At 60.4% G+C, this 26214-nt stretch carries 26 protein-coding genes; 14 read left to right on the plus strand and 12 right to left on the minus strand.

Annotated elements, in window-relative coordinates:
- Window positions 1-85: 85 nt before the first annotated feature.
- The 4 genes from GSVR_RS02300 to GSVR_RS02315 all read right to left on the minus strand — a co-directional run bounded on the left by GSVR_RS02300 (window position 86) and on the right by GSVR_RS02315 (window position 4165).
- Window positions 86-976, minus strand: coding sequence for a complex I NDUFA9 subunit family protein (locus GSVR_RS02300; protein WP_173201149.1), 891 nt, complete (start codon window positions 974-976; stop codon window positions 86-88).
- Window positions 977-1098: 122 nt separating this feature from the next.
- A complete protein-coding gene (locus GSVR_RS02305) occupies window positions 1099-1683 on the minus strand; it encodes an ACP phosphodiesterase (protein ID WP_173201151.1) in 585 nt (194 codons plus the stop codon).
- 72 nt (window positions 1684-1755) lie between these two features.
- Window positions 1756-3552 (minus strand): exodeoxyribonuclease V subunit alpha, encoded by a 1797-nt coding sequence (gene recD / locus GSVR_RS02310; RefSeq protein ID WP_173201153.1) that lies wholly within the window; start codon window positions 3550-3552, stop codon window positions 1756-1758.
- A 148-nt stretch (window positions 3553-3700) separates the two neighbouring features.
- Window positions 3701-4165, minus strand: a complete 465-nt coding sequence (locus tag GSVR_RS02315) for a YqaA family protein (protein WP_305040941.1) — start codon at window positions 4163-4165, stop codon at window positions 3701-3703.
- Between the two features lie 109 nt (window positions 4166-4274).
- Here GSVR_RS02315 and GSVR_RS02320 point away from each other — a divergent pair, with 109 nt between their 5' ends.
- The 4 genes from GSVR_RS02320 to GSVR_RS02335 all read left to right on the plus strand — a co-directional run bounded on the left by GSVR_RS02320 (window position 4275) and on the right by GSVR_RS02335 (window position 7767).
- Entirely contained in the window at window positions 4275-5315 is a 1041-nt protein-coding gene (locus GSVR_RS02320) for a YafY family protein (RefSeq protein ID WP_173201155.1), read from the plus strand.
- Window positions 5316-5461: 146 nt separating this feature from the next.
- Complete coding sequence (locus tag GSVR_RS02325; protein WP_173201157.1) at window positions 5462-6607, plus strand: class I SAM-dependent methyltransferase; 1146 nt, start codon at window positions 5462-5464, stop codon at window positions 6605-6607.
- Between the two features lie 2 nt (window positions 6608-6609).
- A complete protein-coding gene (locus GSVR_RS02330) occupies window positions 6610-7260 on the plus strand; it encodes an HAD family hydrolase (RefSeq protein ID WP_173201159.1) in 651 nt (216 codons plus the stop codon).
- A 48-nt stretch (window positions 7261-7308) separates the two neighbouring features.
- Window positions 7309-7767 (plus strand): ferritin family protein, encoded by a 459-nt coding sequence (locus GSVR_RS02335; RefSeq protein ID WP_173201161.1) that lies wholly within the window; start codon window positions 7309-7311, stop codon window positions 7765-7767.
- Between the two features lie 60 nt (window positions 7768-7827).
- Here GSVR_RS02335 and dtd read toward each other — a convergent pair whose 3' ends face one another.
- The 4 genes from dtd to GSVR_RS02355 form a co-directional block, all read right to left on the minus strand.
- On the minus strand, window positions 7828-8265 hold the full coding sequence (gene dtd, locus GSVR_RS02340) for a D-aminoacyl-tRNA deacylase (protein WP_173201163.1): 438 nt from the start codon (window positions 8263-8265) through the stop codon (window positions 7828-7830).
- 44 nt (window positions 8266-8309) lie between these two features.
- Complete coding sequence (locus GSVR_RS02345) at window positions 8310-9596, minus strand: DUF4403 family protein (protein ID WP_173201165.1); 1287 nt, start codon at window positions 9594-9596, stop codon at window positions 8310-8312.
- Window positions 9597-9674: 78 nt separating this feature from the next.
- A complete protein-coding gene (locus tag GSVR_RS02350) occupies window positions 9675-10232 on the minus strand; it encodes a four helix bundle suffix domain-containing protein (RefSeq protein ID WP_173201167.1) in 558 nt (185 codons plus the stop codon).
- Between the two features lie 104 nt (window positions 10233-10336).
- Window positions 10337-11440 carry a DUF362 domain-containing protein gene (locus GSVR_RS02355; protein WP_173201169.1) on the minus strand — a complete coding sequence of 368 codons (1104 nt, stop codon included), beginning with the start codon at window positions 11438-11440 and terminating at the stop codon, window positions 10337-10339.
- 219 nt (window positions 11441-11659) lie between these two features.
- On the opposite strand from GSVR_RS02355, the gene hcp reads away from it, so the two are divergent.
- The 10 genes from hcp to GSVR_RS02405 all read left to right on the plus strand — a co-directional run bounded on the left by hcp (window position 11660) and on the right by GSVR_RS02405 (window position 24178).
- Window positions 11660-13255, plus strand: a complete 1596-nt coding sequence (gene hcp / locus GSVR_RS02360) for a hydroxylamine reductase (RefSeq protein ID WP_173201171.1) — start codon at window positions 11660-11662, stop codon at window positions 13253-13255.
- A 345-nt stretch (window positions 13256-13600) separates the two neighbouring features.
- A complete protein-coding gene (locus tag GSVR_RS02365) occupies window positions 13601-14761 on the plus strand; it encodes a hydrogenase small subunit (RefSeq protein WP_173201173.1) in 1161 nt (386 codons plus the stop codon).
- Window positions 14762-14763: 2 nt separating this feature from the next.
- Window positions 14764-15780: a hydrogenase 2 operon protein HybA gene (gene hybA, locus GSVR_RS02370; RefSeq protein WP_173201175.1), complete on the plus strand. Its 1017-nt coding sequence runs from the start codon at window positions 14764-14766 to the stop codon at window positions 15778-15780.
- Window positions 15773-16975 (plus strand): NrfD/PsrC family molybdoenzyme membrane anchor subunit, encoded by a 1203-nt coding sequence (gene nrfD, locus GSVR_RS02375; protein ID WP_173201177.1) that lies wholly within the window; start codon window positions 15773-15775, stop codon window positions 16973-16975. Before hybA ends, nrfD begins: the two co-directional genes overlap by 8 nt.
- Before the next feature lie 63 nt (window positions 16976-17038).
- Entirely contained in the window at window positions 17039-18739 is a 1701-nt protein-coding gene (locus GSVR_RS02380; RefSeq protein ID WP_173201179.1) for a nickel-dependent hydrogenase large subunit, read from the plus strand.
- A 3-nt stretch (window positions 18740-18742) separates the two neighbouring features.
- A complete protein-coding gene (locus GSVR_RS02385) occupies window positions 18743-19237 on the plus strand; it encodes a HyaD/HybD family hydrogenase maturation endopeptidase (RefSeq protein WP_173201181.1) in 495 nt (164 codons plus the stop codon).
- A 186-nt stretch (window positions 19238-19423) separates the two neighbouring features.
- A complete protein-coding gene (locus tag GSVR_RS02390) occupies window positions 19424-19996 on the plus strand; it encodes a DUF488 family protein (protein WP_173201183.1) in 573 nt (190 codons plus the stop codon).
- Between the two features lie 173 nt (window positions 19997-20169).
- Window positions 20170-21894: a diguanylate cyclase domain-containing protein gene (locus tag GSVR_RS02395; RefSeq protein WP_173201185.1), complete on the plus strand. Its 1725-nt coding sequence runs from the start codon at window positions 20170-20172 to the stop codon at window positions 21892-21894.
- 109 nt (window positions 21895-22003) lie between these two features.
- Entirely contained in the window at window positions 22004-23083 is a 1080-nt protein-coding gene (gene mqnE, locus GSVR_RS02400) for an aminofutalosine synthase MqnE (RefSeq protein ID WP_173201187.1), read from the plus strand.
- Window positions 23084-23131: 48 nt separating this feature from the next.
- Window positions 23132-24178, plus strand: a complete 1047-nt coding sequence (locus GSVR_RS02405; RefSeq protein WP_173201189.1) for a bifunctional 2-polyprenyl-6-hydroxyphenol methylase/3-demethylubiquinol 3-O-methyltransferase UbiG — start codon at window positions 23132-23134, stop codon at window positions 24176-24178.
- 43 nt (window positions 24179-24221) lie between these two features.
- Here GSVR_RS02405 and GSVR_RS02410 read toward each other — a convergent pair whose 3' ends face one another.
- The 4 genes from GSVR_RS02410 to GSVR_RS02425 are packed head-to-tail and all read right to left on the minus strand — an operon-like array spanning window position 24222 to window position 26201.
- Window positions 24222-24575 carry a DUF190 domain-containing protein gene (locus GSVR_RS02410; RefSeq protein WP_173201191.1) on the minus strand — a complete coding sequence of 118 codons (354 nt, stop codon included), beginning with the start codon at window positions 24573-24575 and terminating at the stop codon, window positions 24222-24224.
- 13 nt (window positions 24576-24588) lie between these two features.
- Window positions 24589-24966 carry a fluoride efflux transporter CrcB gene (gene crcB / locus GSVR_RS02415; protein ID WP_173201193.1) on the minus strand — a complete coding sequence of 126 codons (378 nt, stop codon included), beginning with the start codon at window positions 24964-24966 and terminating at the stop codon, window positions 24589-24591.
- On the minus strand, window positions 24963-25682 hold the full coding sequence (locus GSVR_RS02420) for a phosphatase PAP2 family protein (protein WP_173201195.1): 720 nt from the start codon (window positions 25680-25682) through the stop codon (window positions 24963-24965). Before GSVR_RS02420 ends, crcB begins: the two co-directional genes overlap by 4 nt.
- Before the next feature lie 48 nt (window positions 25683-25730).
- The gene (locus GSVR_RS02425) at window positions 25731-26201 is read right to left on the minus strand and encodes an HAD family hydrolase (protein ID WP_173201197.1); all 471 of its coding nucleotides are present in this window, start codon (window positions 26199-26201) and stop codon (window positions 25731-25733) included.
- Between the last annotated feature and the right edge of the window lie 13 nt (window positions 26202-26214).

The following is a 26214-nucleotide window of genomic DNA, read 5'->3' on the forward strand; positions in this document are numbered from 1 at the left end:
GGTCTTGCGGGTGTTGTACAATTCGCTGCAGGGGAGCATCTATTAGCTTGAAATCAGGAACATTTCAGGTTCTCTGGTGGCCTGCTCAGGAGGAGTGCTGCAGATATTCGCGTATCCCCTGGCGGAACTGGCGTGGCTCGAACCCGAAGGTCAGCTTCCAGGCGCCGTCGCAGGTATTTCCCTCCAGCAGCATCTGGAGCTGGTCCATGGTGATCGGGAATTGCGGTATACGCTGCAGGGTGGGAATCATCAGCTTCATCAATCCGACCGGCAGGCGGGGCTTAACGGGAGGGCGCGTCCCCGTGGCTTCGGCCACACTGTCCAGCAGTTCCAGGTAGGTAAGCCGCTCGTTGCCGCACAGTTCGAAGCAGTGTCCGATGGTTTGGGGCAGTTCCAGTGCAAGGGCGAAACAGCGGGCCACGTCGTCGGCATGGATCGGCTGGAGGCGGTAGTGTCCATCCCCGATGACCGGCATGACCGGTGCCAGGCGCAATTGCGCCGCCAGCATATTGACGAAGGCATCCCTGGGACCGAAGATCAGCGACGGACGCAGGATGGTCCACTCCAGCCCGCTGTGGCGTACCAGTTCCTCGGCCCGAAATTTGGTGCGGTGATAATCGGAAACAGCAGCGGGGCGGGTGCCCAGGGCCGACATCTGCAGAAAGCGCCTGATGCCGCACTGTCTGGTCATGGCCAGCATGTTGCCTGTGGCCTGCACATGCAGCTTTTCGAAGGTGATGCCCCGGCCGGGGTATTCCCGGATGATCCCTACCAAGTTGATGACGGCCTGACATCCCTCTGCTGCCCGTTCGAGGCTCTCCTGGCGGGTAACATCCCCCTCGATCTGCTCCACGTCCGGTGCGATATCCGCTGAACGACGATGGATCAACAGGCGCAGACTATGTCCCCGCCGCAACAGCTCGCGCTGGAGGTGGCTTCCCACGAAACCGGTTCCACCGGCAATGAAGATCTTCATGGTCCCCTCCTGCCCATCAGCGTTCTCGGCAGCCGCGGCATCGGGATGCTTCCGGAGGATGCAAAGAAACCGTGCCCGTCCCATCTACATCTATTGTAGCATCAAACCGGCGAGCCAGGCTCTTACTCGGCGCCGTTCGCGAAGTGGCGGACGAACCGGCGTACCTGCGGCATGAAACTGTGAAAGTCGTCCCGCAGGTCCTGGTAATGCTCCACCAGTTCCTGTTGGCCGCCGGCCAGCGGGTTCGGCCGCCTGACCCGTTGCGCCATGCGTTCCAGTGCCCTGCCGATGCCTGAAATCTCCCGATAGGAGGGGAGCAGTTCCTCGAAGATGATCGGTACGAGCGACTGGAGGTTCGGCGGCAGCCACTCCCGGTTGCGCTCGACCATCGAGCGCGCCCGGACCAGGTAACTTTCGAAGCTCTCCGGCGACCATTCGATCCACTCCACCACCAGGAAATGATCGTAGAACAGATCGACCAGCACGCCGCGGTACAGGCCGTAGTGCGGGGAAAGCATCTGCCGGCTGTGCCGGAACGGGAGTGACCGTTCGGCAAAGGCGTCGATGCCGCGATGGAGCCTGAGCCCCTGCTCGATTCCCTCCGGATAACTCTTCACCAGGGGACCCTTGACGAAATCCCCCATGAAGTTGCCGGTCAATAGGTCTCCATCGTCCCCGGACAGCAGCAGGTGGAAAAGAAAATTCATCGCGCCCTCCCGAAAGGTGGCGAATCGAAGAGAAGCCGGGCGCGCATGGCGGTTGCGACAGGCGACATCAGGTCAGATCCACAGTCTGTCACGCAGGCCGGAATTCCGCACGATACGGCGCTCCACGGCAAACCGGAGGGCCTCTTCCGTTCCCCAGATCTCGATCCGGCTGCGGGCCCTGGTGACGGCGGTATAGAGCAGCTCGCGGCTGAGCGCCTCGGAAATGCGGTCCGGAAGTATCAGCAATACCCGATCGAATTCGGAGCCCTGGCTTTTGTGGACTGTCAAGGCAAAGGCAGGTTCCCAGGGAGGCAGACGCAGCGGTGAGAGGGACCTGAGTCCACCGTGGGGATCGGAAAAAAATGCGGTCATGCGGTCGTTGTCTTCGGCCTTCATCAGCACGGCGGTATCACCGTTGAAGAGCCCCAATTCATAGCTGTTGCCGGTTACCATTACCGCCAGACCACTGCAGGTTTGCCCTTCCGGGCGGCGCAGCCCCAGGGCGTGTTCCGCCAGCCGGTTCAGGTGTCGCACTCCGCCGAGGCCTTCGCGGTAGGGCGAAAGCACCCGGAAACGCTCCAACTGCTCCAGTCCCGCTTCCGGGCTCGTGGCTGCGGCGTAAGGGGCGTACCCTTCCGTTACGGCTGCCGCAAAAGCCTCCTCGAAAGCCGCCCCCTCGGGGATCTGCCGCCACAGCAGATCAGCATGGCTGCCCGATTGCAGCAGATCGAACGCCTTGCCAGCCTCGCCCGCATTGATCAGACGGCTCACGGTGCCGATGGCGCTGGCATCGCCGAAACGGTAACTGGTACGCAGTTGGACTACAGCATCGGCCAGAGGTGCATGAGCGCTCCCTGAGGCGGGTTCCGCGTCAGGGAGCGGAGTGCCGGTATCTCTCAGCAGTGAGCGGAAGGCTTCAGAAAAGGGTACCTGTCGGCCATGGTTGCAGATATCGGCCAGCACGGCACCCGCCTCGACCGAAGCGAGCTGGTCCCGGTCCCCCAGCAGGATCACCCGGGCAGAGAGCGGAAGCGCGTCGAGCAGTCTGGCCATCAGCGGCAGATCGACCATCGAGACCTCATCCACAACCAGCAGATCGCATTCCAGCGGGTGGCTGCGGTTATGGCGGAAGCCGGTGGAGCCGGACACCCCCAGCAGGCGGTGGATGGTCTGCACGTCGTCCGGTATGCGCTCCCGGACCTCATCGCTCAGCTCCAGCCGCTCGATGGCCTGCAGGATTGACTGGCGCAGGCGCATGGCAGCCTTGCCGGTGGGGGCGGTCAGGGCAATACGCAGGTCGCGCGCACCGGCCTGTTCGATCAGCAGGGCCAGTATTCGTGCGACGGTAGTGGTCTTGCCGGTGCCGGGCCCGCCGGAGACCACCGTGAAGCCTCTGGTTACGGCCGCCGTTGCGGCCACGCGCTGCCAGTCGGTCTGACCGTCTCCGGACGGAAAATAACGGTCCAGCCCCTTCTGCAGCAGCTCCCGGTCGAACGTCACGGCTGCCGAGCGGGCCAGGATGCCCTCGGCTATCAGGCATTCATGATTCCAAGAGCGATGCAGGTAGAGCCGTCCGGCTCCATCCAGCACCAATGGGGTGTAGTCTCCCGGCTGCCCCACCGTGCTGCAGGCTGCCAGGACCTGCTGCCACGGTTCAGTCTGCGGCGTCAGCAGCCTTTCTCCCGGTTGGAACGGTAGCACGCCCTGCCCGCTTCCCTCTGCCAGGTCCAGGCAGGCATGTCCGCGGGAGGCTGCCGCGCTGGTCAGAGCCGCAGCCAGCCATAGTTCTCTGCCCGGACTGTCGTCGATCCCGTTGATGAAGTCAGCGAAATGGTGATCGAGAACGCTCAGTTGAATGGGATCGTTCATCGTGGATATTCCTCGTTGCGGCACGCCATCCCGTTATCCTTCCGCCGGATCGACCCGGGAAGGCCAAAAAGCCGTCGGGTCACCGATTTTTCCCGTGGGGCCGCGTTTCCGTGATACCTCTGTCGGGAGCTCGTCTGGCACCTGTTGCTCAGGCGATGGTTCTGAGGGTTATCCAGGCCGTGACGATGTAGCGCAGCAATTTGCCCGAGGCGACCAGCAGCGCGAAGAGCCAGAAGTTGATGCGCATCATGCCCCCCACCAGGCAGAGCGGGTCGCCGATCAGCGGCACCCAGGAAAAAAAGAGCGAGAACGTGCCGTACCTCTGGTAATAGGCCCGGGCTCGCTCCTGCTGTTCTTTTGAGACGCGGAACACACGTTCGATCAGCCAGGTGCCACCGTAGACGCCGGCCAGGTAGGTGGTGACCGCTCCCAGGCAGTTGCCGGCGGTGGCGACCGTGATCGTGGCCGGAACGGAATAGCCCTTGACCAGCATCAGAACCAGCAGCCATTCGGATCCGATCGGCACCAGCGTGGATGCCAGCAGGCTCATCGTGAAAAGTGAGCCGTAGCCGGGCTGGCTGAGCCAGTCGTGCAGTACGACAGGATACGTCAATACTATATTGTCAAAATTGCCCAATTCGTTACAATACCCTTGCCTTCAGGTCCCCATGGAGAAATGGCTCCCATTGTAACGGGAATTTCTTTTTCGGCAAGGAGTGAATATGCAAAAGGGCAAACCGGCGAAGAAATATTCACAGGCGGGGCGGCTGCATACCATCATCCGCCTGCTGGAGGCGCGGCGCGGCATGACTCTCGATGATCTGGCCGAGGAATGCGGCGTTGACCGGCGTACGATCCACCGTGATTTGAACGCCGTGGAGGAGGCTGGCTACACCCTGACCTCCGAGTGGCAGGAGGGCAGGAAGGTTTACGGCTTCCTGACCCGCTCACGCAACATCCCGCCGATCACCTTTACGCTGCAGCAGTTGATGTCGCTCTACCTGCTGCGCTCGCTGGGCGCCCACCTGGGCGGCACCCCTTTTCAGGCCGGCATCGATGAGCTGTTCCGCTCGATCACCTCGGTTCTGCCCGACCGCTACGTGGCCCACCTGGAGCGGATAGCCCGCGTGTCGCTGCCGCTTCTGCACGGCGCCCGCGACTATTCGGCCGCTGCCGGGCATGTGGAGGAGCTGCAGCGGGCCCTGCTGCACCAGTACCGCATCCGGCTCGACTATGCAAAGAAAGGGCGGGGCCGGGCCGAATCCTACGAGCTGGACCCCTATACCCTGGTCTTTCACAAGGGGGGCATCTACCTGCTGGGGCTGGCGCACAACCGCAAGGGTGTGCGGTTGTTCGCCCTGGAGCGCATCCGCGGGATCGAGGTCACCCGCCAGCGCTTTGAAATGCCGGAGGGCTACCGGCCGGAGAATCACTTCACCAAGGCCTTCGGACTGGTGAATGAACAGCCGGTGAACGTGAAGGCGCGCTTCTCGGCCGAGGTGGCCCATACGGTCATGGGCCGCCTCTGGATGCCTGGCCAGAGCGTAGCCAGCGACAGGGAGGGGCGGGTCACGATCGCCTTTGAGGCAGCGGGCAAGATGGAGTTGATCTCGTGGATCCTCTCCTATGGTGTGCACGCCGAACTGCTGGAGCCCCCCGAGTGGCGGCGCGAGATCAAGCAGCAGCTCCGCGGAATGCGGGAATTCTATCGCAAGAAAGAGAAAAAGGCGGGCATCGGGGCGACCGATTTTCCTGGCACGTGACACTGTGATGCAGAGGCTCCGGGGCCTGCACGACTCTGGTGGAAGTGCGGGCGCAGGCGGAGAATCTCCAGGCTCCATTGTTTGACAATGCCGGTACAGTGATTTATAAATGATGCCCCTCTTTTATTTTCAGGAATGAAGACATCATGACAGATACGACACAGCTCACCGACATCATTACCGCCCGTATTGCCGACCAGGGACGCATTACCTTTGCCGCCTTCATGGAGGCGTGTCTCTATGAACCGGGCCTGGGCTACTATACCTCTCCCGGCCGCAAGGTCGGTGCCGAAGGGGATTTCTACACCAGCATCTCGGTGCATGCCGCCTTCGGCCGGGTCATTGCGCGGGAGATCGCCCAAATGTGGCGCAGCATGGGCACCCCGGAGGAATTCACCCTGGTGGAATGCGGGGCCGGCAACGGCCGGCTGGCCTGCGACATCATGGGTTACCTGGCCGAACGAGAATCGGACCTGTACCGGGTTCTCAACTTGGTGCTGGTGGAGCGGGAACCATCGCTGGAGGCGGCCCAGGCCGGGCTCCTGGAAGCGCACCGCCAACGGGTCAGCTGGCTGACGCCCGAAGCTCTCACCAGTGGCTCCTTCACCTTCAGCGGCTGCCTCTACTCCAATGAACTGATCGATGCCATGCCGGTCCATCGGGTCGTGATGACCGAAGAGGGGCTGCAGGAGATCTATGTCGCCATGAGGGAGGGTATGCTGGCCGAGGAGGCGGGGCCGCTGTCGACCCCGGAGATTGCCGGCTACCTGGAGAGGATCGGCATAGAACTTCACCCCGGCAAGGAGGCCGAGATCAACCTGGCGGGGCTTGGCTGGCTGGCAACCGCTGCACGGGCGTTGCGACAGGGTTTCATTCTGACCGTCGATTACGGGTTCCCGGCCAAGGAGCTCTTCGCTCCCCATCGCAACCGCGGCACGCTGTTGTGCTACCATCGTCACACGATCGAGGACAATCCCTATATCCGCCTGGGACAGCAGGACATCACCTCGCACGTCGATTTCACCAGCCTGATCCGGCGCGGCGAAGAGCTGGGGCTGCAGGAGGTCTGGTTCGGCGAGCAGTACCGTTTCCTGATTTCAAGCGGCATCATTGAAGAGCTGGAGGACCTGGAGCGTTCCGACCGCTCCGAAGAGGAAAAACTGCGGGTCAGGTTGGCGCTCAAGAAGCTGATCATGCCCGAAGGGGGCATGGGCGACACCTTCCGGGTGCTGATCCAGTCCAAAGGGGTCGAGACTCCCCGGTTGCGCTGCCAGCGCGGGATCGGGGGCTGAGGATGCCGTTGAACGGTTCCCACGATATCCGCTCGATCGTGTTCGATCTGGATGGCACCCTGTATGTCTCGGACGCCTTTGCCGCCACCATTCAGGATGAGGCGGCCGCCTATATGGCAGACCTGAAGGGGCTTTCCCGGGATGAGATGCGCCGGCTGATGGCCGCCACCCGTGTGCGCCTGGCCGAGGCAACCGGGGCGGTCCAGACGTTGAGTGCGGTCTGCACCGAGCTGGGGGGCAGCATCCCGGCGCTGCATGCCCACTTCGAGAGGCACTTGCGGCCCGAATCGTTTCTGATGCGGGACAACCGGGTGATAGCGCTTCTGGAGCGCCTGCACCGGCGTTTTTCGCTGTATATCTACACCAACAACAACCAGGCGGTGGCAACCCGCATCATCGATTACCTGGGGTTCAGCGCCAGCGTGGACGGCCTGTTTTCCATCGACGACGGGTGGCGGGCCAAGCCGGACGACATCCGGCTGGAGCAGATTCTGGCTGCGGTCGGGTCGAAGCCGGCCGAAGTGCTGTTTGTCGGCGACCGCTACGAGGTCGATCTGAGGCTTCCGGAACAGAAGGGCTGTCCGATTTTTCTCAGTCAGAGCGTCGAACAGTTGCTGCGGCTGGACGAATTGCTGGCCAACGGAAAATGCTGAATCGGATTAGGTGCAAAGCCGGGTTTATATCTCTAAAGGAGAATGTGTATGAGCGAGAACAAGGAGTTGCTGGACGCAGTCATGCGGGCCATCGAGCTGGAGAAGGAAACCTTCGATTTTTACACCAAGGCTGAGCACACCACCTTCAACACGGCGGGCAAGCGCATTTTCAAATGGCTGGCCAAGACCGAGGAGGCCCATTACCTGAAGCTTTCCGACCTGTACAATTCGCTGCATGAAAGCGGGCGGTGGGTATTTTACGGCGGCTCCGACTTCGCGCTGGCCCCGGCCGGCGCCGATGAGCAGAAGGTCAGCTTCGACACCGACGATATCGTTGCGCTGGAGATCGCCCAGGGCATCGAGAAACGGGGCATCGAACACTACGAAGCTTTGATCGCCCGTGCCGGTGACCCGGAGGGCAAGGCCATGCTGGAGACTCTCAGAAACGAGGAAATCGAGCATCTGCGGGTGATTACCGAGAAGCTGGCGGAAGTGAAGAAAAGCTAGGCTGAGGTTAGAGGTTGAGGTTAAGGAAAAGCTTTTACTCAACCTTAACCTCAACCTGTTTCATCTCTGAAGTATGAAGGTTACCGGTCCGTCGTTGACCAGCGACACCTGCATGTCGGCCTGGAAAATGCCGGTGGCGACCGGCAGTCCCAGTCGTCGGGCCGCCTCGACGAAATAGTCGTACAGCCGTTTTCCCTCTTCCGGCGGGGCGGCCGTATCGAAGGAGGGGCGGCGCCCCTTGGCGCAGTTGCCCGCTAGAGTGAACTGCGATACTGCCAGCAGCTCTCCGCAGATGTCCAGCAGCGACAGGTTCATCTTGCCGGCCTCGTCTTCGAAGATCCGCAGGGTGACGATCTTCTCCGCCAGCCAGTCGGCCTGCTCCTCTCGATCCCCTTTTTCAATCCCCAGCAGCACCAGGATGCCCCGGCCGATTCGGCCGACGATCTCCCCATTGACAGCAACCGACGCCGATGTAACGCGTTGAATGACTGCTTTCATTGCCGAATCTTCCTTTTTACCACTTCGCCCGCTTATCCATGTCGTTATTTCAGGCTGACCCGCGACTCACCCTGGGCAATGACCTGAACCGACAAGCGATCGTCCTTGACGGTTGCATCGCCAAGAGCCAAGGATCTGACTGCACCGCTCATTTTTACATGCTCGGCTATTTGCGTTGAGGACAATGCCGAGGAGGCTTTGAGCCTGGCCTGCTCCAACTGTTCCACGACCGAGGCGTCAAGCTTGGTCTTGATCGTGTCGCGAATGGTGCTGCTGAAGAGCCAGCTTCCGACGCTGATCAGCCACCCGGCGTTCTTGGTGTCGAAGTCGACCTCCTCGAAGGTCAGCGTATTGTTCTGGACGTTGTGCACTGGCTTGGCAAACAGCGTCAACTGCCCGTCAAAATCTCCGGTGGTGGTCAGAACGACCACCAGCCGTCCGTTTTCACCCTTCAGGCTGAAGCTCTTTATGGTGATCTTCTTGTCCTCGCCAAAGGTCTTGTCCAGCAGCACGGGGTTCAGCGAATTCACCAGATCGGCGAAGAAGATGTCGGTGGCCAGCTGGATATGAAAACTTTTGTCGAAGGATGACAATTGCTGTACGGGAGGCAGCGGCCTGGCGGAAGCTGCAGCCGGCCTCGGGCCTACCGTTACCTCGGCACCGGTAATGACGCCGAGCGACAGCTGAATCTGATTGTTTGCCGCCAGGAGCGGACTCATGACGATCTTTTCAGGGGTAAGCTTCAGCCAGGCGCTGAATTCCTTGCTGACCAGGATCGGGGAAAAAGCATTCTGCCACAAGGGGGCGACCCGCGATCTGAGCTGGACGGCATCGTTGATCTTCGTGTCGATGACAGGGGTGAGGAGTTTCTGCACCGGCTGGGAGACCGCCTCGACCATGCTTTTGGGTTTCAGGGACAAGGGGCCGAGCTTGAGCGTATCGGCCAGATTGTCCGACAGGCCGGTATAGTACAGTTCGGTCTTGAGACGCCAGTCCGGGGTGACGTTCACCTTGGCCTTGAAACGCAGCCCTGCCCGAAGGGGATAGCTTTCGTACAGGGCATAGCTGAAGGTCAGCTGCACCGGCAGGGTGAGATAGACGTAATTGTCGGCCGCCGTAACGACCGCCGGGCCGGTGCGCAGCACGGTGACCGATGTCCCCAGGCCCCCCTGGCCTTTGTAAAGTTGCTGGGGGAGCGACTGGTTGATGATGGCGGCCAGATCGCTGGCAGAGGCATCCACGCTCAGGTTGATGGAGGAGGGTGGCACAGCGGCGAAGGCGCAGGTTGTGCTCAGTAACAGCAATATGAATGGGATTACGATTCGGTACACAATAAAGGGCCTCCTGAAATATTTTTATGGCTGCCGACGGTGAGAGCAGCGGCACTACAGGTCAATGGCGTTTTCGACTCATCCACCTCGTTTTCTCGTTTCAAGCCTCGCTCTAGTCATCCGCTCCCGCAAGCCGCCTTCCTTGAGAAAAGCCTGTTCCAGAGACTTCAACTGTTTGTCCAGCAGAAAACTGGTAACCCTGATAAGCCCGATAATCACATTGGCAGAAATTGCCGGATCATTGTGCTCAATTCCCCTTCTGAATGTCTCGTAGGTAGAGTTCGGTGTCCGGTTAAGTTGCCGCAGTCGTTGTGCATAGGGGTGATTTTTATCCCATTCCGCCAATCCGCGGGTTCTCAAAAAATCCCGATAGTCAGCTAGTAACTCTTCCAGACTCGCTCTTGCAACGTTAGTCAGCTTGATCTCCATCTCTTTGGAGGTGCCGGAGGCCATGCTCCCTTCGATGATGTTCTGTTTGCCCGAACGCGCCGCCTGAATCATCTGGTCATGGGTACGACTACGCCGGTCAATGAAGCGGTCACAAAAATAAGCCGTAGCGTCATAGACGATCTCTGCCTTCTGGTAGGAAAGCAGCTTGTGATAGCCGCCATGAGGCGGGATGAAGCTTTCGGGCATTGCAAAGCTCCATGGAAAGGGACATAAAGGACTCAGAGGACAGCAAGGACAAAATTCGTCATTGTTGTCCTTGTGGTCCCTTAAGTCCTTTGGCCATTGTTAATTTAAATCTTCACCAGCTCATACCGCCTGCTCCCCAGCCCGATCTTCTCGCCGTGCTCCAACTGGACCTCCCAGGGAATCTCCGGATACACGCCGCGGAACTTGTCTCCCTTGGGCTCATGGCCGCTCTTCAGGGCCGAGCCCTCATTGCCGCGGGCCGCGTTGACCAGGTCGGCGCAGGCTTGGTCGATGGCCACCGGATCCAGCGAGGCGCAGATGCCGATGTCATTGACGATCGGGGCGTCGGCGTGGCCGTAGCAGTCGCAGGCCGGGGAGACCTGGGTGATGAAGTTGAGATACACCATCCGCTCTTCCTTGCCGCTGACCGACGCCTTGGCATACTCGGCCATCTTCTTCATGACCAGGTCGGCCGCCTCGTTCCACTGGATGTTGACCGCCTTGATCGGGCAGACCGTGATGCAGCGGCTGCAGCCGGCGCACAGCTCCTGATCGATGGTTGCCTTGGACTCGATGATGCGGATCGCGTCGTGGGCGCAGGCCTTGAGGCACAGCCCGCAGCCGGTGCAGTATTTTTCCGCCACTCGGGGCGCCACGGTGGAGTGCTGGATCAGCTTGCCCTTGCGGCTGGCGCAGCCCATGCCGAGGTTCTTGATGGCGCCGCCGAAGCCGGTCAACTCATGGCACTTGAAATGGGACAGGCACACCAGGGCATCGGCCTCGACGATCTCGGTGCCGATGAAGGCCGACTTCAGCAACTCTCCCTCCACGGCCACCTCGGTTTCGGTCACCCCCCGCAGACCATCGCTGATGATCAGCGGTGCCCCGACGCAGGCGTAGGCAAAGCCGTTTTCGATGCCGCACACCAGGGCCGAGACCGCTTCCTTGCGTTCTCCGGGATAAAGGGTGGATGAATCGGTCAGAAACGGTTTGGCGCCGGTCTTTTTGATCTCCTCCACCACCTTGCGGGCAAAGACCGGGCGAATATAGGCATGATTGCCCTTCTCCCCGAAGTGGATCTTGACCGCGGTCAGGTCCCCCTCGCCGGCGCGCTGATCCAGGCCGCACAGCGCGAGCAGCCTGCCGATCTTGTCGAACAGGTTTTCCTTGTGCCCGGCCCGCATATCAGCGAAATACACTTTTGACATATTGACCTCCTGGGGAATTATTGATACATGCCCTGTTGAGTTAAATCCGGATCATGATCATAAATTAGTCTTACCACTTGATCCCGCCCAAAAAAGTGAATAAAATTTGACCCTCGTCAAACTATCAGCCTGTAGTTTGCAGTAGTGTTCATACCACATAAACGCACCAAACAGGTAACCATCTTTGCACCATCAAAACTCAACGGGAGGAGAAACAACATGTTTTGTAACCAATGCGAACAAGCGGCAAATGGAACGGGATGCAACATCTCCGGCGTGTGCGGTAAGAAACCGGACGTTGCTGCCCTGCAAGATCACCTCGTCTACGGTCTGAAAAGCCTGGCGCTGTATGCCGACAAAATCGGCCGCAATGCCGAGATCGATCGTTTCACCATTGAAGGGCTCTTTACCACCGTCACCAACGTCGACTTCGAGCCTGCCCGTATCGGTGGCATGATCAAGCAGTGCTACGAGCTGAAGGAAAAGGCCAAGGCAGCCTACGGCTCCGCCGTCGCCAATCCGGCGGCCGACTGGAAACCGGCCGAAGATCTGGCCGGCATGGTGGCCCAGGGCGAGGCCCACGGCATCAATACCCAGCACGCCAACGAAGACATCCGTTCCGTGATCGAGATCCTGATGTATGGCCTCAAAGGTATGGCTGCCTATATGGATCATGCCATGATCCTGGGTAAAACCGACGATCAGGTAATGGCTTTCTTCCAGCGTGCCCTGGCAGCCACCACCGACGCCAACCTCGGGCTGATGGACTTCGTCGGCCTCGCCATGGAGTGCGGCCAGCACAACCTGACCGTGATGGGGCTCCTGAACACCGCCCACACTGACACCTACGGCCACCCGGTACCGACCCCGGTCCAGCTCGGCACCAAGGCCGGCAAGGGTATTCTCGTTTCCGGCCATGACCTGAAGATGCTGGAAGAACTGCTCAAGCAGACCGAAGGCAAAGGCATCAACATCTATACCCACGGCGAAATGCTGCCGGCCCACGGCTATCCCGGCCTGAAGAAGTACAGCCACCTGGTGGGCAACTTCGGGGGCGCATGGCAGGATCAGGCCAAGGAATTCCCCACTTTCCCCGGTGCGATCATCTTCAACACCAACTGCATCCAGCGTCCGGCCGATTCCTATACCGACCGGCTCTTCACCTGGGGCCTGGTGGCCTGGCCCGGCATCAAGCACATCGACGGCTGGGACTTCTCCGCCGTAATCGAAAAAGCCCTGGAGTCCCCGTCGCTGCCCGAGAATCCGGGCCAGGAAATCCTGACCGGCTTCGGCCACAACGCCGTGCTGGGAGTGGCAGACAAGGTCATCGCCGCGGTCAAGTCCGGCGACATCAAGCACTTCTTCCTGGTCGGCGGCTGCGACGGCGCCAAGTCGGGCCGTAACTACTACACCGAGTTCGCCGAAAAGGCCCCCAAGGACACCGTCATCCTGACCCTGGCCTGCGGCAAGTACCGTTTCAACAAACTCGATTTCGGCGACATCGGCGGCATTCCGCGCCTGCTGGATATCGGCCAGTGCAACGACGCCTACTCGGCCATCCAGATTGCCGTGGCCCTGGCAGGTGCCTTCAACTGCGGCGTGAACGATCTGCCGCTCTCGATGGTGCTCTCCTGGTACGAGCAGAAAGCGGTCGTCATCCTGCTGACCCTGCTGCACCTGGGCATCAAGAACATCAAGATCGGCCCCTCGCTGCCAGCTTTCATCACGCCGAACGTGCTCAACTTCCTGGTGGAGAACTTCAATATCGGCCCCATCACCACAGCGGATGCGGATCTGAAAGCCATTCTGGGGTAGGCGACGGAACACCGGCAGCATCCGGCTTTGTCCTCCAAAACAACGTAACATTGTAAAAAAAATGGCCTCCCGATCGTTTCGGGGGGTCATTTTTTTTAGGAAAAAAACGGGCGCTGCGGAGTGACTTTTGATGGTTTCGCTGTTGAAAATGGGTCGGATGCCATCAAAAATCAGTAAAAATGGATAAAAAGAGGCTGCGCACGAACTGGCATTCTGTAAACAATATGATAAAATACTTATTAAAATAAAAAAGAAAGGGGGATGCAGCCTACCTGATGGTCATGTTTTTACTTCAGATCGGCCTCATTTCGATACCATCACTTGGCGGATTCATCGGAGGTAAACATGAAAACGGAAGATCTTTTATTCAGTAAAAAGGTATCTGGCGGTGTCTCCCGAAGGGATTTTCTGAAGTTTTGTTCGATCATGGCCGTGGGCATGGGGCTGCCGCTCAGTGCGGGCGCGAAGATCGCGGAGGCGGTCGCCGACCCCCGGCGTCCACCGGTAATCTGGCTCTCATTCCAGGAATGTACCGGCTGCGTCGAATCCTTGCTCCGTTCCACTCACCCCACCCTGGAGCATCTGCTGCTCGACCTCATCTCGCTCGATTATTCCGAAACCTTGAGCGCTGCGGCGGGTCATCAGGCAGAGGCGGCCAAACACGCCTCGATCTCCGAAAACAAAGGCAAGTTCATCCTGGTGGTGGACGGCGCCATCCCCACCCGGGATAAAGGCATCTACTGCAAGATCGCCGGCAAGAGCGCCCTGGAGATCCTGCACGAAACAGCTCCCCATGCCGGCGCCATCGTGGCCATGGGGTCGTGCGCCTCGTGGGGGGGCATCGCCGCCGCAGGACCGAATCCCACCCAGGCCAAGGGGGTGCCGGAGATCCTGGCCAACCGCCCCGTGGTTTCGATTCCCGGCTGTCCGCCAAATCCCTATAACCTGCTTTCGACCGTGCTGCATTTCATTACCTACAGCAAGCTCCCCGAGCTGGATCAGAAAGGTCGCCCCAAATTCGCCTACAGCCGGCTGATCCATGAAAACTGCGAGCGACGGCCCCATTTCGATGCCGGCAGATTCGCCGGGCAATTCGGCGACGCTCAGCACAGGAGTGGAGCCTGTCTGTACAAACTTGGCTGCAAGGGGCCGGAAACCTACGCCAACTGTCCCTCGGTGCTGTTCGGCGAAACCGGTGCCGGCACCTGGCCGGTGGGGATCGGACATCCATGCTTCGGGTGCTCGGAAAAGGGGGTCGGTTTTTCAACGCCGCTGCATCAGATGGCAAACCTGAAGGACCTGACCCCTCCGGTATTCTTTAGCGAGGCCTTCCCGAACACCCCGGGTGTCTCCCCGAATATCAAGTCTCTGGCGGCCGGGTCTGCCGGGCTGGTGGCCGGTGCTGCCGGCGCAGCCATGGTGACCGGACTCGGCAAAAAGGGGGACCGACATCGGGACAATCAGTCCGGAAACAGCGAGGTGAACACCCCGCACAAGGAGGGGTAGCCATGACGATCAGCAGACGAAGATTCATGAAAAGCGTCGCTGGCGGAGGTGGTGCACTCCTGGCTTCCCGCATACCCTGCGCCCAGGCGACTATGTCGACGGAGCTGCCGTCGCAGGCGGTCGGCATCCTCTACGACGCGACACTCTGTGTCGGCTGTAAATCCTGCATGGTCAACTGCAAGAAGACGAACAGCGTACCCGGTGGGGCGCTTTACAACAAGGGAATGACCGCTCCCCCGTATGAGAGCGGGGAGTTATCCGGCAAAGGGGATATGTGGGACGCCCCCCAGGAGCTTTCTGGCAAGACCCTCAACATCATCAAGGTCTACAAAAACGGCACGGCTGCCACAAAAGACACCGCCGTCAACGGCTATGCCTTTTTCAAGCAGCAGTGCCTGCACTGCATCTCCCCGGCTTGTGCCTCGGTATGTCCGGCGGGAGCCTTCAGGAAGGACCCTGAAAACGGGGCGGTCTATTATCTGGCCAGCAAGTGCATAGGCTGCCGCTACTGCCAGCTCGCCTGCCCCTTCGGCGTTCCGCGCTACGAATGGGACTCGGCCTGGCCGGAGGTAAGGAAGTGCCAGCTCTGCAATCACCGCTACAAGGAGGGGAAATACGCTGCCTGTGCCGAATACTGCCCCACCGGGGCCACCGTTTTCGGCAAGGTGCGCGATCTGCGTGCAGAAGCTCGGCAAAGGCTCGCCCTCAAGCCCGGCCAGGAATATGAGTTTCCGCTCCAGACGGTCAACAGCCGGGAACGGACCCGCCGGGAGATGGCCCACTATATCAATCACGTCTATGGACTGACCGAGGCGGGAGGGACGCAAAACCTCATGCTTTCAGGGGTGCCATTCGATCTGCTCGGGTTCAGGAAAAACATCGCCAACTTCGATTTACCCTCCCTCACCTGGGCTTACATCGCCAAAATTCCCTGGGTCTTTGCAGGCGTTTTCCTGGGGGGCACGGCCCTGTACAAGCTGACACACCGCAAGGACAAGGAGGGCTCGAGCCATGATTGACTTTACCAAGCGCTTAGGTCCCAAGTACGGTGACATGCTCAACAAGATGCTGGACGATTCCCACAGCGCCCACCTGGGGATCAGGATGAATACTCCCTTTACCCTGCTGCTGGTGCTCCTGATGGCCGGGGCTGCCGTGGCGGCGGTCTACCGGTTGATTTTCGGAATCGGGGCGGCCAGCAACCTGAACGATCTCTGGCCTTGGGGGTTGTGGATCGCCTTTGACGTTCTGGGGGGGGTGGCCATGGCGGCCGGCGGATTCCTGATCGCCGCAGCGGTGTACATTCTTAACTGGAAAAAATACAAGTGCATCGCCCGGGCCTCGATCCTGAATGCCTTTTTCGGTTATCTCCTGGCAGCCATCTCGATCTGCCTCGACATTGGCCGCTCCTTTGTCATCTGGCATCCGATGGTGATGTGGCAGGTCAACTCGATCATGTTCATCGTCGCCATCCACGTCGTGCTCTACACCTCCACCCTGGCTACCGAATCCAGTCCGATGGTGTTTGAAAAGCTCGGCTGGAAGCGGGCCCTGGAGCGGGTCAACCGCTGCATGGTCGGCATTGTCCTGTTCGGAGTGCTGCTGTCGCTTCTGCACCAGTCCTCCCTGGGCGCGGTCTACCTGATCGCTCCGGGCAAGCTCTCGGCGCTGTGGTACAGCAAATACCTGCCCTACATGTTCCTCATATCCGCGGTCATGATGGGGATCTCCATGGTCAGTTTCGAAACCATCCTGACCGGCAAGGTCTTCAACCATACGGTGCCCTCGGAGGTGATTACCGGTCTGGCCCGGGGGGTGATGATCAGCGGAACTTTGTACCTGGCCATGAAGATCGGCCACCTGGTGACGGGTCCCGGCATCGGAGCCGTGCTGAACGGAAGCTTTCTGGGAAACCTGTGGCTGCTGGAAATGGCGGTGGGGGTTGTACTGCCGCTGGCCCTGCTCTCGCTGCGTTCCGTGCGCCATGATCCGCAACGGATCTTCGCAGTCAACATCATGGTCATTCTGGGGGTGTTGCTGAACCGGCTGAATGTGGGCATTTTCGGGGTTTCGGAGTTTGCCACCCGTTCCGGCGGCGACTACATGCCCTCGATCATGGAATTCATGCTGACGGCCGGCATGGTGGCCTTCGCGATCCTGGGGTTCAAGGTCTGCGCCAAGTACCTGAACCTGTTCCCGGAGACGCACCACTGATGTCGCAACACGAACCGGCAACCGAACTTTCTGCACATCCAATGAACGCACGGGGAGGACGATATGGCCACGCGAATCACTATTGACCCGGTAACGCGGATTGAAGGACACCTGAGAGTAGACTGCGAAATAAATAACGGCAAAGTCAGCAAGGCATGGTCGTCGGGGCAGATGTGGCGCGGAATCGAGCTGATACTCAAGGACAGGGACCCGCGCGAGGCCTGGCTGTATACTCAGAGGATATGCGGTGTCTGCACTACCGTGCATGCCATTGCTTCGGTTAGATCGGTGGAAAATGCCCTCAACCTGGAGATTCCGCTCAACGCGCAATACATCAGGAACATGATGATAGCGGCCCATGCCGTCCAGGATCATATCGTGCATTTTTACCACCTTTCGGCGCTGGACTGGGTCGATGTCACCTCTGCCCTGAAGGCGGATCCCCAGAAGACGGCGGCAATGGCCCAGAATATGTCAACCTGGCCCCTGAACAGTACCCAGGTTTTCAAGGATGCCCAGGCGAAACTGAAGAATTTCGTGAGCAGCGGCCAGTTGGGCATCTTCGCCAACGGCTACTGGGGGCATCCGGCCATGAAGCTCACTCCGGAAGTGAACCTGCTGGCCGCAACCCATTACCTGCAGGCGCTGGAAGTCCAGCGCAAAGCGAATATGATCGTCTCCATCCTGGGGGGCAAGACTCCTCATATCCAGAATCTCGCGGTGGGGGGAGTGGCCAATCCGATCAACACCGACAGCCCCTCCACCCTTACCATGGAGCGGCTCTATTACGTCAAGACCCTCATGGACGAACTGGGCAGCTTCGTCAATCAGGTCTACTTCCAGGATGTCTGCGCCATTGCCGCTGCCTACACGGATTGGACCAGGTACGGCGCCGGCGTGACTAACTACCTGTCCGTACCCGATTTTCCAATGGATACCAAGGGAACGGCGTTCGCCCTGCCGGGTGGCTATATCGCCAATGCCGACCTGGCCGGCTTCCAGCCCATCAAGAGCTTCCAGGACGAGTCCATCAAGAAGGGGGTCAAGGAAAGCATCAAGCATTCCTGGTACAATGGCGCCTGGACCCGCCACCCTTGGGAGGAGGAAACCGAACCGCACTACACCGACTTCCAGGATGACGGCAAGTATTCCTGGGTCAAGTCCCCTACCTTCAACGGCTTGCCCGCCCAGGTCGGCCCGCTTGCCCATGTGCTCGGCATGTATGCTGCCGGCCACGCCCCCACCAGAAAGCAGACCGAAAAGGCGTTGAGCCTGATCAGCAGTCTGTCGGGCCAACAGGTAACGGCCGCCGCGCTTCATTCGACCCTCGGCCGCCATGCGGCCCGTGCCGTGCGGGCGGCGGTTCTGAACGATGTCCTCCAGAATCAGTGGCAGGCGCTGATGGAAAATATCGGCAAGGGTGATACCACCACCTTCAATCCCCCTGCATTTCCAAAAGGGGAAATCAGGGGAGTGGGACTGCATGAGGCTCCCCGGGGTGTGCTTTCCCACTGGGTGGTCATCAAAAATGGCAAGATCAAGAATTACCAGGCCGTGGTGCCCTCCACCTGGAATTCCGGACCGCGCAATGCCCAGGACAGCCCCGGCCCCTATGAAGCCTCGCTGGTGGGCAATCCCGTGGCTGATCCCCAAAAGCCGCTGGAGGTGCTGAGAACGGTGCATTCCTTCGATCCCTGCCTGGCCTGCGCCATTCATGTGGTGGACAAGGAGCGCAATCAGGCGGTCACGGTCAGGGCGTTGTAGCTTATGGAGCCCAAAGCGAACATTCTGGTGCTCGGCGTCGGCAACCTGCTCCTTCAGGACGAGGGGGCAGGTGTGCGGGCGTTGGAAGTCTTTGCCCGGACCTATACTGTTCCGGATGGAGTGGAGCTCCTGGACGGGGGCACGAGCGGACTCGACCTGCTGCACCATATCGAGGGGCGGGACTGTCTGGTCATCCTGGATGTGGTCAAGAGCGGGAAACCGGCCGGGACCCTTGTCAGGCTGGAAGCGGAGCAGGTGCCGGCCCTGCTTGACCGGAAAATTTCGCCCCATCAGCTGGGGCTTTCCGACCTGCTTGCCATTGCACGCCTGACCGATACCATGCCGGAGAAGCTGGTGCTGCTGGGGGTCGAACCGAAATCATTCGACACGGGGCTGGAAATGTCGGAGGAGGTCGGCGGGTGTCTGGAGGGATTGGCCGCCATGCTGGCCGGGGAGCTCGGGGCCCTCGGAGTGGAAGTACAGAAGTTGCCCGAGTAGCCCCACGCTGCCGGCCGGACCTCACCGACCGGTAATGACGTCCGAGGCCAGGGCCGGCCGGATGGATGAAAAGAGAGCAGCCCTGCATTCCGATGCAGGGCTTTTGCTGTTACAAGGGAATCACGCAGCTTCGTGGCGTGGCGGCTTCAGCCATACTGCGGCCGCGCTGCCGGAACGGGAGAGATCATGACGGTGCGGGAGCGGAAGGAAGAGATAGCGGCGGACAAGCTGGTGATCTACACCATTGGACACTCGACCCGTTCGCTGGATGACTTCCTCGAACTGCTGCGTCATCATGGCGTCGCGCGCCTGGTGGACGTGCGCACCATTCCTCGTTCCCGGCACAATCCGCAGTTCAACGGCGAAACCCTGGCTGCCTTCCTCCGCCATCATCGCATCGGGTACCGGCACATGAAGGAACTCGGGGGGCTGCGTCATGCCCGGGCCGATTCGGTCAATACCGGCTGGCATAACCTGTCGTTCCGCGGCTTTGCGGATTACATGCAGACAGCGGAGTTTGCCGCGGCCCTGGCAGAGCTGCTGGAACTGGCCCATGAACGACCGACCGCCATCATGTGCGCCGAAGCGGTGCCGTGGCGGTGTCACCGTTCGCTGATCGCGGATTCTCTGACCGTACGCGGGGTAGAGGTCAGGGATATCCTGAGCATCACCGGCATAAAACCTCATCAGGTGACCCGCATGGCACAGGTGGACGGAATCCATGTGACGTATCCTGCCGGGCCGGATGGAGAGGGATAGCCGGGATGCGGCATGCTCCTCCGCTGCCTGGGCACCGTCGGAAAGGAGCCCGGCCTGCATCGCAAGAAAGTAGCTGTTTATGAGTCCCAAAATGTGCTATGTACATATCGTTCCAGCACCTGGATTACTAATGGACGCACCCGAGGATGCGTGGGGACAGGTTGTAAGCAGCTATGAACAAGACCAAGACCAAGATCAACCAGATTATTTCGCGCCGGGTCATCAGCGTTGCTCCGGAAACGCTGCTGTCCGAGGCGGTCGCCACCATGGCCGATGCCAGGATCAGTTGCCTGGTGGTCACGGAGAACGACCGGCCGGTGGGCATCTTTACCGAACGTGACCTGGTCAGGCTTGCCCACCGCCAGACCCTGCTCGGGCGTCCGATCCGGGAGGAGATGACCAGCCCGGTGGTTACCATTCCCGGCGCCCTCAGTATCTATGAAGCCTACAGTCTGATGCTCACCAACAAGATCCGCCATCATGTGGTGGTGGACCACAGCGGCAAGCTGCTGGGGCTGATGACCCAGTCCGACCTGATCAATCATCTCGGTCACGAATATTTCCTGGAACTGCGCAAAATCGAACAGATCATGACTGCCGGCGTGACAACCGTCACCGCCGATCAGTCGGTCGGCAGGGCCCTGTCCACCATGGCCGGAGCAGGCATCAGTTGCCTGGTCGTAGAGCATCAGGGGCGGCCGCTCGGCATCCTGACCGAACGGGACGTGGTCCGGCTGGTGGCAGAGGGGGCCGATCTGGCGGGCATCACGGTCGGCGATGCCATGAGCCAGCCGGTATTGACCGTCAAAGCCGGGACCACGGTTCACAGAGCCACCATGCTGATGAAAAAGGAGCGCATTCGCCGGGTGGTGGTGGTCGATGGCGAAGGGCGCATCGGTGGTATCATCACCCAGTCCGATATCGTCAAGGGGCTGGAAGGAAAGTACATCGAACTCCTGAAGGAGATTATCCGGGAGAAAGAGGATGTCTTCCAGCAGACCGCCCGCGAGCTCCTGGACAAGACCATCTACCTGGATAATATCCTCAACTCTTCCATCAACATGGCAATTGTCGCCACCGATGACACCTTTGGGATCAAGTATTTCAATCCTGCGGCGGAAAAGGTGTTCGGCTGCGCCGTTGCCAAAGCCATCGGTTGTTGTGCAACGGATTTGCTTGTCCTGGAAGACATCGCTCCCTACAGCCTGTACCAGGCCCGCGAGATTGTGGAGCAGGAGGGCAAGTGCCTTTTTCCGGCAGAGTTCAGGCGGGATGGCACGACCCTGTACTACGACGGCAGTCTGTCAGGCATCCTGGACAGGCAGGGCAGGTTGGCGGGATTCGTGCTCATGCTCAACGACATTACCGAGCGCAGGCGGTACGAGGAGACGATACATCACCTGGCCTACCACGACGCCCTTACCGGGCTGCCGAACCGCATTCTGCTCAACGACCGTCTCGGCCAGGCCCTGGCCTCGGCCAACCGTACCAAGACGAAAGGGGCATTGATGATCCTGGACCTCGACCGGTTCAAGGATGTCAACGACACCCTCGGCCACAGCATGGGGGATCTGCTGCTCAAGGCGGTCGGCGAGCGCTTGAAGGGGCTGCTGCGGAAGAGTGATACCGTGTCCAGGATGGGGGGGGATGAATTCGTGCTGCTGCTCCCCTCCATAACGTCGGCGGAAAGTGCGGCCGTGACTGCTGCCAAGATAGTCACCGCCTTCCGGGAGCCGTTCGTCTGCAACGGCCATACCCTCAACGTGACCGCCAGTATCGGCATCGCCGATTTTCCCGACGACGGGCAAGATGCTGAGACGCTCCTGAAAAATGCCGATATAGCCCTCTATCGGGTCAAGGATCAGGGGCGCAATAACTTCCAGCGCTTCGGCTGTTGACGGAACGATCGTGCCGGCTGGCCCGGTTCTTCCATATTTCCCACCGGTCAGGGATCAAAGCTGCGTCAAATTCCTTGAACCGCCGCAGTGTTTCCCGTAAACTCACGAAATGCCAACGTTCAACTCCGTAGCCGAAAAAGTCCGCGCCAATCAGCGTATCTCCACCGAAGAGGCCCTGTTTCTGTTCGCATCCAACGACCTGCTGGCCATCGGCGAGCTGGCTGCACTGGCCAACGAGCGCAAGAATGGCAGGCAGGTCTTCTTCAACGTCAACCGCCACATCAATCCCACCAATATCTGCGTCAATCGCTGCGCCTTCTGCGCCTTCTCGCGCACGACCGGGGAAGCGGGGGCCTACACCCTGGAGCTGGACGAGATCTGCCGCCGGGCAGTGGAAGCCGAAGGGGACGGTGCCACCGAGGTGCACATGGTCGGCGGCCTGCACCCCGACCTGCCCTTCGAGTTCTACGAAGAGGCGCTGTCCGCCCTGCGCCGTGCGGCTCCATCCCTGCACATCAAGGCTTTCACCGCGGTCGAGATCGACTATTTTGCACGCATCTCCGGGCTGAGCATCGAGCAGGTTTTCCAGCGGTTGATGGCGGCCGGGCTCGGCTCCATGCCGGGCGGCGGAGCGGAGATCCTGGTGGAGGAGGTGCGTCAAAAGATCTGCCCGGAAAAGATCAGCGGCCAACGCTGGCTCGATATCATCCGACTGGCGCACCGTGCCGGGTTGAAGACCAATGCCACCATGCTTTACGGTCATCTGGAGGATGCCGCGGACCGGGTGGCGCATATGGCGATGCTGCGCGATCTGCAGGATGAGACCGGCGGTTTCCAGGCTTTCATTCCGCTAGCCTTCCAGCCCGAGAATTCCGACCTGAAACTCGGCACCCGCGGCACCTCAGGGCTGGACGACCTGAAAACCCTGGCCATCAGCCGTATTTTTCTGGACAACTTCGACCACATCAAGGCCTACTGGATCATGCTGGGGGAGAAGATCGCCCAGGTGGCGCTGGCCTTCGGCGTCAACGACCTGGACGGCACGGTGGTCGAGGAGCGCATCGGCCACGACGCCGGCGCGCGGAGCCCGCAATCGCTGACCATGGCGGGCATTGTCCGCCTGATCACCCTGGCTGACAGGGTGCCGGTGGAGAGGGATACCCTCTACCGGCCGCTGCGCAGTTTCTAGCCGCTCAACCACTGCCCGGGATCCGGTATCGCCCGCCAGACTCGTCAGATGTTCAGTTTCTCGCCATCCCTGGACCCTGCCCGCGCCTCAGCAGCGCTTGCCACACTCCTGAAGCACCCGGACCCGGACCTGTTTCGCGCCGATGCGCGCCGTCTGCGGCAGGCTTTCGCCCTCTTTTCGTCCTACTGTCCACCCCCCTGGCCTGCCCCGGGCCTGATCGTCCCCCCGGAAGTACACTATCTGAGCGAAGTGTGGCTGCCGCTTGCCCTCATCAGGCCATCTTTCGAGCGCTTGTACCGCGCCGCGCTGACTTTTCCTCCGGTCCTCTCCAGTACCCCTTTTGCCAGTGCCGCGAGCTGGGCGGCGCTGGTGGCCGCCATGCCCGACCGGCTGTGCCGCGGAGGCAATCCCGCGCTCCTGATGGAGCGGCTGTTGCACGATCCTGTCCTGCTCGCCGATTTCCTGTTCTGGTCATTCATGCCCCAGCGTTTTTACGGAGGAGGGGCGATACGTTATCCGCAGCAGGCGCTCTTTCTGGAGGATCTGATCGGATGTTTCCCTGCAGACAGGCCGCTGCGCTGCCTGGACGCAGCCTGCGGCGACGGCTCCGACAGCTATCGCCTGACAGGGATGCTGCTGGACAGCGGCCGGTCCGCTGACCGTTTCACCGTCGAAGGGTGGACTCTGGATCCGCTGGAGGTATGGGCCGCCGCCCATGCTGCGGTCCCGCTTGACGGTGCGCATCAGGCCGTCTTGCGGGAACTGGCGCAGCCGGTCTTCGACCGGCGGGGGAACGGTTCGATGCTGTTCCGGCAGGCCGACCTGCGTGAGCCCCCCGGGCAGAGGGAACGGTTCGACCTTGTCGTCTGCAATGGACTTCTGGGGGGACCGATCCTGCATCGGGCCGGGCAGATAGAAACGGTTGCGCGGAACCTGGCGTCGCTGCTTCGTCCGGGAGGAATGCTGCTGGCTGCGGACAGGTTTCACGGGGGCTGGAAAAAACAGGTTCCCAGGGAATGTCTCGGGAACCTGTTGCAGGGGTGCGGGCTGGCCGTATGGGAGGCCGGCGAGGGGTTGGCGGCAGTGAAACAGTGATGAGAATCAAGGGCCGGGTTGCTTGTGATCCGGCCTCTGGTGACTACTTTTCGGGTTTTCTCGGATCATGGCTGTACCGGATAACCGTAGCCTTTTCCAGGGTGATCATGCCGCCACCCATCATCTCATCGATGCGGGGCATGATGGCATCGATCCGCTCCTGACTATCCACTACCTCGACCACCAGGGGGAGATCGGCGGACAGGTCCAGCAGCTTTTGGGTATGAAAGACGCTGTGCGCACCGAAACCGCACACACCCCGCAGCACCGTAGCGCCTGCAAAACCCTCCTTGCGCAGGAGTTCCACCAGGGCCTCGTAGAGCGGCCGGTGTCCGCAGCGGTCGGCCTCTCCGATGAAGATCCGCATCAATACGTTTTCGCCAATCAGTTTCGTCATTGCTGTCCTCCTGTCATGTGAGCGTGCGAACCGTGACAATACCCAGCCAGGTGAGCAGCAGACAGACTGCCACGCTCGCCAGAATATTGGTGAAGGCGACAAAAAACTGGCCCTCCTCAAGCAGCCTGAAAGTCTCATAGCTGAAGGTCGAAAAGGTCGTGAGCCCGCCCATGAGGCCGACGGTCAGACCGATGCGCAGAGTATCGGAGATGGCGGTACTGCGCAGGCCCAGCTCCATAATCAGGCCGATAAAGTAGGCACCGATGATGTTGACGGCAAAGGTGCCGTAGGGAAAGACCCGGCCCAGTTGGCTGTAGACCCAGCCCGAAAGGTGGTAGCGGGTCAGCCCCCCCACGACGCTGAACAGGGCGATTGTCACGGCTGTTTTCATCGGAAGTTCTCTCCTTGTAAACATTGTATCCCGCCTGAGGGCGGCTGCTTCCGGATGTGCGGTCGCATCGTTGCGGCAAGGATCAGGCCGGCCAGAGTAACCACGCCACAACTCCAGAGTACATCACTGACAAAGTGTCCTCCCTGAGCGATCCGTTCGATTCCCATGAGTGTTCCGTAGACGATGCCGAGGGACAACCAGGCACGTGCCTGTCGCCGGTTTGCGCGGCGTAGCACGAAATAGGGTGCCATCAGGTAGAACGCCGCCGAGGCATGACCGCAGGGAAACGACTTGCAGTCGGTGCGGTTGCCGTTCTGCCACGGCTGATGAAATGGGTTGCTGCCGCCGAATTCCGCCACCTGTCTGGGGCGCGGCCTGCCCCAATGGTCCTTGAAAACGGTGTTGACCAGCAGGCCGGGGCCGAGAGCCAACAGCAGGACGATAAACAGGGCAGGCCTGCGATGCCTCCTCAGTCCGGGCAGGAAAAAACCGGCGCTGAAGACCAACAATGAGACACCGGCCAGGAGATATGCCGGCCACACGCCGTACCGGTACAGCGAGTATCCGGGTTGCAGGTCGCCGTAGGGGAAGCCGGTCCCGGGGACGTAAAAGAGTTGTGCAGCCTTCATGTCCAGGCCGGTGACGGCGATGAGTGCCGTAGCGGTCAGCAATACCATGGTAACGGCGATAAATTCAACAGTAGCGGATTTCCTCATCGCATCTCCATCCGATGCCGTCTCCGTTCGTCCCGGTAGACAAGACATCTAACGTCTCAACGTGGCCACCAGTCTCTGAGGGGTGCGCAGCAGCTTCAGGGCATCGTGGATGCTTCGTGCCACGATATCGGCATTCCGCAGCGCATCGACGGCGCATCCCTCGCCTTCGATGACGGCGATCCCGATCCGGGCCGCCTTGAGCATCAACCGGTCATTGGCCCCGTTGCCGATGGCAATGACCTGTTCCGGGCCGAGATCCCTGACATAGCGCTCCTTTTGCCGGTCGAGACCGGCGCCGGACAGGACCGTCAGGCTGCACTCGATCCCTTCGAGGGCTGCACGGGACGTCCGGAAGGTGTCGGCTGTCAGCACGTGCAGGTTCAGCACATGGCCGACTTCCACCAGCAGTTCCCTGACACCGGGGAGCAGCACACCGTCCACGGAAAGAGTGCCGGTAAAATCGGACACCACATGTCGGACAATGACAGTGCCGAAGCCGGGGATCTCTATCGACAGCATGGAGCGCCCCCTC

This window comes from Geobacter sp. SVR, assembly GCF_016865365.1.
Classification (GTDB): domain Bacteria; phylum Desulfobacterota; class Desulfuromonadia; order Geobacterales; family Pseudopelobacteraceae; genus Pelotalea.

Bases quoted from the DNA above. Each gene is read 5' to 3' on its own strand.
- GSVR_RS02300 (WP_173201149.1), bottom strand. From the start codon at position 976: ATGAAGATCTTCATTGCCGGTGGAACCGGTTTCGTGGGAAGCCACCTC.
- GSVR_RS02305 (WP_173201151.1), bottom strand. From the start codon at position 1,683: ATGAATTTTCTTTTCCACCTGCTGCTGTCCGGGGACGATGGAGACCTA.
- recD (WP_173201153.1), bottom strand. From the start codon at position 3,552: ATGAACGATCCCATTCAACTGAGCGTTCTCGATCACCATTTCGCTGAC.
- GSVR_RS02320 (WP_173201155.1), top strand. From the start codon at position 4,275: ATGCAAAAGGGCAAACCGGCGAAGAAATATTCACAGGCGGGGCGGCTG.
- GSVR_RS02325 (WP_173201157.1), top strand. From the start codon at position 5,462: ATGACAGATACGACACAGCTCACCGACATCATTACCGCCCGTATTGCC.
- GSVR_RS02330 (WP_173201159.1), top strand. From the start codon at position 6,610: ATGCCGTTGAACGGTTCCCACGATATCCGCTCGATCGTGTTCGATCTG.
- GSVR_RS02335 (WP_173201161.1), top strand. From the start codon at position 7,309: ATGAGCGAGAACAAGGAGTTGCTGGACGCAGTCATGCGGGCCATCGAG.
- dtd (WP_173201163.1), bottom strand. From the start codon at position 8,265: ATGAAAGCAGTCATTCAACGCGTTACATCGGCGTCGGTTGCTGTCAAT.
- GSVR_RS02350 (WP_173201167.1), bottom strand. From the start codon at position 10,232: ATGCCCGAAAGCTTCATCCCGCCTCATGGCGGCTATCACAAGCTGCTT.
- GSVR_RS02355 (WP_173201169.1), bottom strand. From the start codon at position 11,440: ATGTCAAAAGTGTATTTCGCTGATATGCGGGCCGGGCACAAGGAAAAC.
- hcp (WP_173201171.1), top strand. From the start codon at position 11,660: ATGTTTTGTAACCAATGCGAACAAGCGGCAAATGGAACGGGATGCAAC.
- GSVR_RS02365 (WP_173201173.1), top strand. From the start codon at position 13,601: ATGAAAACGGAAGATCTTTTATTCAGTAAAAAGGTATCTGGCGGTGTC.
- hybA (WP_173201175.1), top strand. From the start codon at position 14,764: ATGACGATCAGCAGACGAAGATTCATGAAAAGCGTCGCTGGCGGAGGT.
- nrfD (WP_173201177.1), top strand. From the start codon at position 15,773: ATGATTGACTTTACCAAGCGCTTAGGTCCCAAGTACGGTGACATGCTC.
- GSVR_RS02380 (WP_173201179.1), top strand. From the start codon at position 17,039: ATGGCCACGCGAATCACTATTGACCCGGTAACGCGGATTGAAGGACAC.
- GSVR_RS02385 (WP_173201181.1), top strand. From the start codon at position 18,743: ATGGAGCCCAAAGCGAACATTCTGGTGCTCGGCGTCGGCAACCTGCTC.
- GSVR_RS02390 (WP_173201183.1), top strand. From the start codon at position 19,424: ATGACGGTGCGGGAGCGGAAGGAAGAGATAGCGGCGGACAAGCTGGTG.
- GSVR_RS02395 (WP_173201185.1), top strand. From the start codon at position 20,170: ATGAACAAGACCAAGACCAAGATCAACCAGATTATTTCGCGCCGGGTC.
- mqnE (WP_173201187.1), top strand. From the start codon at position 22,004: ATGCCAACGTTCAACTCCGTAGCCGAAAAAGTCCGCGCCAATCAGCGT.
- GSVR_RS02405 (WP_173201189.1), top strand. From the start codon at position 23,132: ATGTTCAGTTTCTCGCCATCCCTGGACCCTGCCCGCGCCTCAGCAGCG.
- GSVR_RS02410 (WP_173201191.1), bottom strand. From the start codon at position 24,575: ATGACGAAACTGATTGGCGAAAACGTATTGATGCGGATCTTCATCGGA.
- crcB (WP_173201193.1), bottom strand. From the start codon at position 24,966: ATGAAAACAGCCGTGACAATCGCCCTGTTCAGCGTCGTGGGGGGGCTG.
- GSVR_RS02420 (WP_173201195.1), bottom strand. From the start codon at position 25,682: ATGAGGAAATCCGCTACTGTTGAATTTATCGCCGTTACCATGGTATTG.
- GSVR_RS02425 (WP_173201197.1), bottom strand. From the start codon at position 26,201: ATGCTGTCGATAGAGATCCCCGGCTTCGGCACTGTCATTGTCCGACAT.